The organism is Enterococcus lactis, assembly GCF_015751045.1.
Classification (GTDB): domain Bacteria; phylum Bacillota; class Bacilli; order Lactobacillales; family Enterococcaceae; genus Enterococcus_B; species Enterococcus_B lactis.
The window spans coordinates 105,967-112,130 of record NZ_BNJW01000008.1; the positions used below are offsets into that span (position 1 = coordinate 105,967).

At 35.3% G+C, this 6,164-nt stretch carries 5 protein-coding genes and 1 pseudogene; 3 read left to right on the forward strand and 3 right to left on the reverse strand.

Annotated features, from left to right (window positions below; all coding sequences use genetic code 11):
• Positions 1–3: 3 nt before the first annotated feature.
• Genes KFO35_RS06095 through KFO35_RS06105 form a run of 3 tightly spaced genes read right to left on the reverse strand, consistent with a single transcriptional unit; the run spans position 4 to position 2,196 of the window.
• Positions 4–318 (reverse strand): PTS fructose transporter subunit IIB, encoded by a 315-nt coding sequence (locus KFO35_RS06095; protein ID WP_002290570.1) that lies wholly within the window; start codon positions 316–318, stop codon positions 4–6.
• Entirely contained in the window at positions 315–722 is a 408-nt protein-coding gene (locus tag KFO35_RS06100) for a PTS sugar transporter subunit IIA (RefSeq protein ID WP_002315680.1), read from the reverse strand. Before KFO35_RS06100 ends, KFO35_RS06095 begins: the two co-directional genes overlap by 4 nt.
• Positions 712–2,196: a BglG family transcription antiterminator gene (locus KFO35_RS06105; RefSeq protein ID WP_002315679.1), complete on the reverse strand. Its 1,485-nt coding sequence runs from the start codon at positions 2,194–2,196 to the stop codon at positions 712–714. The genes KFO35_RS06100 and KFO35_RS06105 overlap by 11 nt, the downstream gene beginning before the upstream one ends.
• Positions 2,197–2,471: 275 nt before the next feature.
• Between KFO35_RS06105 and KFO35_RS06110 the strand changes: the two genes are divergently transcribed.
• The 3 genes and pseudogenes from KFO35_RS06110 to KFO35_RS06120 form a co-directional block, all read left to right on the forward strand.
• A complete protein-coding gene (locus tag KFO35_RS06110) occupies positions 2,472–3,179 on the forward strand; it encodes a GntR family transcriptional regulator (protein ID WP_002315678.1) in 708 nt (235 codons plus the stop codon).
• Positions 3,180–3,305: 126 nt separating this feature from the next.
• Positions 3,306–4,469, forward strand: coding sequence for a glycoside hydrolase family 88 protein (locus KFO35_RS06115; RefSeq protein ID WP_156271954.1), 1,164 nt, complete (start codon positions 3,306–3,308; stop codon positions 4,467–4,469).
• Between the two features lie 15 nt (positions 4,470–4,484).
• Positions 4,485–6,023 (forward strand): annotated as a pseudogene (locus tag KFO35_RS06120) (glycoside hydrolase family 35 protein); the annotation flags it as partial.
• Between the last annotated feature and the right edge of the window lie 141 nt (positions 6,024–6,164).

Sequence of the window (6,164 nt, forward strand, 5' to 3'; positions counted from 1 at the left end):
CCTTCACGCTTGTTTTACGACTTCAACGCCTTTTTCGATTAGTTTATTGGGTGATTTGATGGCGATTTCTGTCGGTACTTGAATGATACGTTTTCCTTCAAATCGTTCTCTGCCACTTATTTTTACATCAATTGCCAGAATCACGAAATCTGCTTCTTTTATTTGTTCTGGGGTTAATTCATTCTCGATACCAATCGTTCCTTGCGTTTCGATATGCATCTCGTATCCTGCTTTTTTGGCTGCATTTTCTAATTTTTCTTGTGCAATATACGTATGGGCAATCCCAACTGTGCATGCGGCTACTCCTACGATTTTCATCTTTTATCTCTCCTTATTTTCTTTAATGTTTGCATAAATGTTTCGTCCGCTAAACATCTCATAAAATTTGCTATTTTCTTCTTTTTTTCCGTAGTTTCGTTTGGTGAAAGCAATACAAAAAGAATCAAATCGACTTGTTCGATTGCTTCGTTCCATTGAAAAATGGTTTTTTTGGGATACAAAATGATGATTTTTGATTCAGTGATCAACTCATGTTCAATATGAGGAAGAATGATCCCCTCTTCGATTTGAATATTTCCATTTTGTTCACGCATAAGAAAAGCTTCCATCAATATGCTTATTTTCTCTTCTTCTCCAGGGTAAAGTGAACTTGCTAACCAATGATATGCCTCTCGTTGAGAAGTAACGGATACTTCGATTCTTTCGATGAACTCATCTTTCATTATAGATTTCCCCAATCTTTTTCTGGATTCGTGATTGATCATCTGCTGTTAGCATCGCACTAACAAGTAATGTATGGACTCCTAATCGTGAGCGGATTCCAACAGTTGTCAAAATCAATTCGATGTTCGGATTTTTTTCTAAAGCCGTACGATAGTTTTTTGTCGCAATGACATCTACTATATTTAAGTCTGGAAATTTTTTGATGATTTTTGCTTTCAACAATTCAGAAGTTCCAATACCTGTCGTACACATAATCAATGTCTGAATCGGTAATTGTTGTGTTTCTAACATCCGTGCGAAATACAACGTTATGAAGCCAATCTCATCTGCATTGATTAGAGGTAATTTGAAGTGCTGACTGACTTCTTTAGATACTTCAGACACACTGTTATAGATTTTTTCATAGGTCAGCTGAATTTGGTCCAACAAGCCATTTTTTACGTGGATACGATTTTTTAAGCGATTGATCATTGGTTTGATATGATTGGCTAGATCAATAAAAATACTTTCATTTGTCACTTTCATATTGATTCGTTTGCCTACTTCTTCTAAATAGTAAGTAGTGATTTTTTCTACCTCTTCTGGAAATTTTTTTATTTCTTTTGTTGTTTTTTCCATTCTTGAGGAAACTAGATACTGATAGAGATAGTAAGATTCATTCACAGATAACGAAGTTGCCAGATATTTTTCAACATTTTGTATAACGATTTCGGCTGTTTTTTTAATTTGGTTATCTTTTTCAAAGAATTCAATTTGTTCCGTGGTTAGTTCCTCTTCTCTGGCGGGAGCACTCCTTTTCCTTGAGCGACTGATCAAGATATACAGATGTGAAAAAATATTGACATTGTAAGGATAAGGAAGTCCACCTTCTAATATTTTTTCGATTAGCTTTAATTGATCTGAAACGAACAAGACATCGTAACGATTGAAGTTGAACGTTTTCGAAGCATTTATTTCATCGATATCAAGGATATTCATGCGCCAAATAACTTCTGCAAGCCCTCTACGTATATCTTCTTCTAAACCTTTGATGGCTAATGTCCGATTTTTTCGAATCAATTGAAGATCAAACTTCCTCAACTTTTGTGCGATACTTTTCTCATCATTGGAAATTGCCGAATCACCCACCTCGTAGGCACTAAAAAGCTCAGATATCCTGATTGCTCTTGGTGAAGACAGTAAAAGTTCCTCCATTACACGATTCTGACGTTCATTTGGCGATAGACTAATCGATAGATTATTTGTTTCTTTGTTTCGTTCAATAAATTTTTCGTAGTCTAATTTATACCCTTTCCCCTTTTCTGATAAAATCAAGTGACCATTTTGAAATTCTGTATTTATTTTTTTTACTAAGCGGTAGACCGTTTTAGTCGAGGTATCTAATAAATCAGCTAATTCTTCTGAAGTCATGTAATGATTTTGTTTTGACAAGAGCAACACTAATTTATTTTCTCGATTCATTTGACTAGTCATGATCCTTCCCCCTTTGCATCTTTATCATAACCATTTTTATTCCATCTGTTTCACTAAAATTTGTCCATTGCATCAGACATTTTTGTATCCGCTTTCTAAAGTGTGATTTATTCCAATTCTACTTCTATTATTTTTATAAAGTTCCACTAATTTCATCTACCATCATAATTTTATTTACTTCTGCAACAGCAGAATTCATGGGTTTTAATTGATTTAGATATGTTAACATGTTATCCTATTAGATAATGATGTTGTAAGAAAGGAAGACTTCTAGTATGATTCCTAAATACGAGCAAATCAAGCAAGACTTACTTGAAGAAATCAAAAACCACCACTTTATTCCTGGTGATAAATTTTACTCAGAAGCAGATATCAAACGGAAATATTCTGTTAGTTCAATTACTGCAGTCAAGGCTCTCAATGAACTAACTGCTGCAGGCTATCTCTATCGTATCCAAGGAAAAGGAACATTCGTTTCAAAATCAAAAGTTTCTCAAAGTGTGAAATTCTCTGATATCGAACTACATTCTTTAGATAAAGAAAAAGTTAAAGTACTCTCGATTGAGGAAGAAAATGAAATGGATATTTTAAAGGAATTAGGCTTACCAGCAAATGCTTCTTACTATAAAATTAAACGTGTTCGTTTCTTTGAAGATACACCCTTTTTGGTCCACATCACTCACTTACCAAAAAAATTAGTGAAAGAACCAATAGCAAAAGATATTTCTGTCTATTCAAGTATATACGAAAAAGTTCGTAAAGATTTTGGGATTGATCTTTTTTCCCTTGCTTCTGTGGAAACAAATGAAATTGTTTTCCCAGAGAATGCAGAACTACTTAATCTATTAAATCTAAGTTTCCGAGAACCTGTTGTCCAACAAATCAAACACTCTTACTTAGCAGATCAAAGTGTAGCAGAATATATCATCAGTTATAAACATTGGAAATACTTTAAAACAAAAATTGAAGTGGAAGCGGAATAGCTTTCACTTTTTTGTTTGCTCTCTTCTAATAAACTTTTTTAAATCCTCTTCAATACTCGCTTTTTTTTCCTAAATACGGTATACTACTTTTAAGTTAATATGTTAACATTTTAAGAGGAGGTAACTATGAATATTCAACAAAAAAAGGAAATGTTGATTGAATTGGGAACATTTGTAGATAAAAATTGGTTGGATGAACAATTTGAATGGTGCATGATGCGTATCAAAAAAAATATGGTTCGTTTCGGGTTAGATTTCCCTTCAGCTTGTGCAACAAACGGAAAATATCGAATCAAAAAAAATGATGATTGGACAAATGGTTTTTGGACGGGAATGCTTTGGTTATCTTATGAATGGACAAAAGAAGAGAAATTTCTAGTACGTGCAATGGAAAATATCCATAGCTTTCAAAAACGCTTAGACCAACACTTCGTCCTTGATCATCATGATATCGGTTTTCTTTATAGTTTATCCGCTGGAGCCGGGTATAAAGTCGTGGATAGTCAGTTGTGTAAAGAATCGTTTTTACAAGCTGCAAATATTTTAGTGGCAAGATTTCAGAACAAAGGGAATTTTATCCAAGCTTGGGGAGCATACGGTGATCCTCTCGAATACCGTTTGATTATTGATTCTTTGATCAATCTTCCTTTGTTGTTCCAAGCATGTACGCTTTCTAATGACCCACATTATAAAGAAGTGGCTTTCAAGCATTACCAGACATTGTTGCATACCGTGATTCGTGAAGATGCCACCACTTTCCATACCTATTACTTTGACTCAAACACAGGAGTTCCAACACATGGTGCAACGCATCAAGGTCATAGTGATGAGTCGATCTGGGCTAGAGGGCAAAGTTGGGCGATTTTAGGGATTCCACTAAACGAGCGATACTTGCATTCTGTTCCTTTTCCATTGAACTACAAAGCGATCGTCGATGTTTTCTTAGAACATTTACCTCAAGATTTTGTACCTTACTGGGATTTTGATTTCAATGATGATTTTCCATCAGATAAAGACAGTTCTTCTCTAGCGATTGCTGCATGTGGATTATTAGAAGCAGAAAAAATGGAAGCGTATCCTAAAGCAAAAGAAATAGCAAAAGGAATGATTTATCAATTAGGAACACACTATACTGCTAAAAATGATCCAGAAAATGAAGGATTGCTTTTACGTGGCGTTTATGCTCATGCGGAAGGAAAAGGAGTCGATGAGCCAAATCTATGGGGCGACTACTTTTATTTAGAAGCACTTATGCGTTTAGCAAAACCTGAATGGAACACTTACTGGTAAGGAGAATGAATAGACATGCAAACATTTAAAATAAAAGACGAATTTTTAGTCGACGGTATTCCTACAAAAATCATTAGTGGGGCAATCCATTATTTCAGAATACCCCCTTCTCAATGGGAGCACAGTTTATATAATTTAAAAGCACTAGGAGCAAATACGGTTGAAACTTATATTCCGTGGAATCTTCACGAACCACAAGAAGGTTCCTTTGATTTTTCCGGATTCAAAGATATCGTTCAATTTGTAAAAATTGCTCAAGAATTAGACTTGATGGTAATTTTACGTCCTTGCGCCTACATTTGCGCTGAATGGGAATTTGGTGGATTACCTGCTTGGTTATTGAAAGAACCTGATATAAGAGTACGTTCTACCGATCCTCGATTTATGGAAAAATTGAAAAATTATTATCAAGTACTTCTACCAAAACTTGCACCTCTTCAGATCACACAAGGTGGTCCAGTCATCATGATGCAGCTCGAAAATGAATACGGTTCTTACGGAATGGAAAAATCTTATTTACGCCAAACAAAAGAATTGATGCTTGCACATTCGATTGATGTTCCTTTATTTACCTCCGATGGTGCTTGGCTAGAGGTGTTAGATGCTGGTACATTAATTGATGAAGACATTTTTGTGACTGGTAATTTTGGAAGCCACTCAAAAGAAAATGCGCAGGTCTTAAAAGAATTTATGCAGAATCATCAAAAAAATTGGCCGATCATGTGTATGGAGTATTGGGATGGATGGTTTAATCGATGGGGAGAACCTATCATTACGCGTGATCCCGAAGAATTAGCAACTGAAGTAAAAGAGATGTTAGAAATTGGTTCCTTGAATCTTTATATGTTCCACGGGGGAACAAATTTTGGTTTTTATAATGGGTGTTCTGCTCGAGGCAATACAGATCTTCCGCAAATCACAAGCTATGATTACGATGCACTATTAAACGAAGCTGGACAACCTACTGAGAAATATTATGCAGTTCAAAGGGTCATCAAAGAAGTTTGTCCATCTGTTTGGCAAGCAGAGCCCCGAACAAAAACGTTAAAAAATCTAGGGACTTATCCGGTAAATAAAAGCGTTTCTCTATTTCATATAAAAGAACAGATTTGTGAAGAAATCAAAACAGATTACCCTTTGACAATGGAACAAGCAAGCAATGGCTACGGCTATTTATTATATTCACTTACCTTAAAAAACTACGGACATAAAAATAAATTACGTTTAATCGAAACAAACGATCGTGCACAAATATATATTGACGGCAAATACAATCAAACGCAAACACAAGAAACACTGGGTGATGAAATGATGATTGAAGGACAAAAAAATCAGCCCACTATCACATTAGATGTTCTAGTTGAGAATTTAGGAAGAGTCAATTACGGTGCAAAATTGAATAGTCCCTCCCAATCAAAAGGGATTCGCAATGGTGTTATGCAAGATATCCATTTCCATCTTGGATACCGCCATTACCCATTGACTTTCGAACAAGCTCAACTAGATAAAATCGACTATTCCGCTGGCAAAGACCCGTCACAGCCTTCTTCCTACGATTAGTCAAGTAAAAGGTGCAAGAAAAATAGCTCGTAAACGAAAGCGACAAAATCAAGGCACACCAAATAAAGCCCCGTTCGTAAAAAATTTTCGATCTGGGCAAAGAAGTGGTATACTGTAAGTGGTTTAGTTAATGGT

What these genes read in the sequence shown, in the direction of transcription:
- KFO35_RS06110 (WP_002315678.1), top strand. Translation starts at nt 2,472, where the DNA reads ATGATTCCTAAATACGAGCAAATCAAGCAAGACTTACTTGAAGAAATC.
- KFO35_RS06095 (WP_002290570.1), bottom strand. Translation starts at nt 318, where the DNA reads ATGAAAATCGTAGGAGTAGCCGCATGCACAGTTGGGATTGCCCATACG.
- KFO35_RS06105 (WP_002315679.1), bottom strand. Translation starts at nt 2,196, where the DNA reads ATGACTAGTCAAATGAATCGAGAAAATAAATTAGTGTTGCTCTTGTCA.
- KFO35_RS06100 (WP_002315680.1), bottom strand. Translation starts at nt 722, where the DNA reads ATGAAAGATGAGTTCATCGAAAGAATCGAAGTATCCGTTACTTCTCAA.
- KFO35_RS06115 (WP_156271954.1), top strand. Translation starts at nt 3,306, where the DNA reads ATGAATATTCAACAAAAAAAGGAAATGTTGATTGAATTGGGAACATTT.